General features: G+C 64.9%; 2 protein-coding genes. Both read right to left on the bottom strand.

All coding sequences use genetic code 11. From position 1 onward, the window contains the following. On the bottom strand, positions 1-708 hold a 708-nt coding region (locus RMN86_RS04290), incomplete at its 3' end, for a proton-conducting transporter membrane subunit (RefSeq protein ID WP_309604597.1). Between the two features lie 14 nt (positions 709-722). Next, the coding region (locus tag RMN86_RS04285; protein ID WP_309604596.1) for an NADH-quinone oxidoreductase subunit L at positions 723-2067 on the bottom strand (1345 nt) is incomplete at its 5' end.

Raw genomic sequence — 2067 nt, 5'->3', positions numbered from 1 at the left:
GAAGAGGACGGAAATGCCGTCCACCCCCATGCGGTAGTAGATGCCCGCGAACCAGGGCGTCTCCTCGACAAACTGGAAGCCGTTGTCGGCCGGGTCGAATTTGTAGGTCATCAGCTCGGGGATCGAGCTGGTGCCCGAAACGCCGATCATCACCAGGATCGCCGCCAGCATCAGCACGGAGCCCAGCAGGGTGTAGAGGAAGAACTTGAAGGCCGCGTAGACCCGCCGTTGGCCGCCCCAGATGCCGATGATCAGGAACATCGGCACCAGGCCGAACTCGAAGTAGATGTAGAACAGGATCAGATCGAGCGCGCAGAACACGCCGATCACCAGACATTCCAGCACCAGGAAGGCGATCATGTATTCGAGCACCCGGGTGGTGATCGATTTCCATGAGGCGGCGATGCAGATCGGCATCAGGAAGGCCGTCAGCAGCACGAAGAGCACGGAGATTCCGTCGACCCCCATACGGTAGCTGAGACCCGCGAACCAGGGTGTCTCCTCGACGAACTGGAAGCCGTTGTCCGACGGATTGAACCGCGCGACCAGCAGGACCGAGAGCGCCAGGGTCGCCACCGTGGTGACCAGCGCGATCCACTTGGCCGCCTCGACGGTCTTGCGATCGTCCGCCTTGCCGAGCAGGCGCAACGCCAGGATGCCGGCCACGCCAAGCAGGGGCGCGAAGGTGATCAGGGAGAGGATGGGCATGTCCGTCGCCTCCCTTAAGCGGCCCAGGCCCAGAGGGCGTAGGACAGCAGGCCCGCGACCCCCAGCAGCATCACAAAGGCGTAGTGATAGACGTAGCCGGTCTGCAGGCGCCCTGCGCCCTTGCCCACCGCGTAGCTAACCGCCGACACCCCGTCCGGACCGAGCCCGTCGATGATCGCCTGGTCGCCGCCCTTCCAGAACAGGTCGCCGAGCAGCTTGGCGCCCCGGACAAAGGTCGCCTGATAGAGCTCGTCGAAGAACCACTTGTTGTAGAAGAACAGGTAGAGCGGCCCGCGATTGGCGGCGAGCCGGGCGCCCAGGCCCTCTCGGGCGATGTAGACATAGGCCGCGATCAACAGGCCAAGCACCGAGACGATCAGCGGCGCCTGGGCGATCCACCAGGGCGCTTCGTGCTCGGCCAGCACGTGGTTGTTGGCGGCGGTGAAGATCGCGCCCTTCCAGAATTGGATCTGTTCGGCCCCGATGAACTTCTCGTGGAAAGCGAAGCCCGCGCCGATCGCGCCGATGGCGAGCGCGATCAACGGCAGGCGCATGCTCCAGGGGCTCTCGTGGGGCTCGTGCTCATGCCCCCCATGGTCGGGCTCGGCGTGGTCTTCATGCGCTCCGTCGTGAGCGTGGTCTCGGTTGTGCCAGTGGTGCTCGAGGTCCGCGGAGGTCCAGCGGGCGTGGCCGTTGAAGGTGAAGAACGCCAACCGCCAGGAGTAGAAAGCCGTCAGGCCCGCGACGAAGACGCCCATCACGAAGCCGAAATAGCCCATCGGGTCGCCCCCCTGGCCGGCCATCCAGGCGGCGTGGATGATCGAGTCCTTGGAGTAGAATCCGGCGAATCCGAGCTCGAGGCCGGGGATGCCCAGGCCGGTGATGGAGATGGTGCCGATGGTCATGACGGCGAAGGTCACCGGCAGGTATTTCGCCAGCCCGCCGTAGCGGCGCATGTCCTGCTCGTGGGCCATGGCGTGGATCACCGAGCCCGCGCCCAGGAACAGCAGCGCCTTGAAGAAGGCGTGTGTGAACAGGTGGAACATCGAAGCCTGATAGGCCCCGACGCCGGCGGCCATGAACATGTAGCCGAGCTGCGAGCAGGTCGAATAGGCGATCACCCGCTTGATGTCGTTCTGCACAAGACCGACCGTGGCGGCGAACAGCGCCGTGATCGCGCCGATCACCAGAACAATGTGCTTTGCGGTGGGCGCATACTCGTACATCGGTGACAGCAGGCAGACCATGTAGACGCCGGCGGTGACCATGGTCGCCGCGTGGATCAGGGCCGAGACCGGGGTCGGGCCCTCCATGGCGTCGGGCAGCCAGGTGTGCAGGAAGAACTGGGCCGACTTGCCC

The organism is Phenylobacterium sp. (assembly GCF_031360265.1).
In the GTDB taxonomy this organism is placed as follows: Bacteria; Pseudomonadota; Alphaproteobacteria; order Caulobacterales; family Caulobacteraceae; genus Phenylobacterium.
Note: the sequence above shows the minus strand (reverse complement) of the source record. Positions and strands in the feature narration are given on the sequence as shown.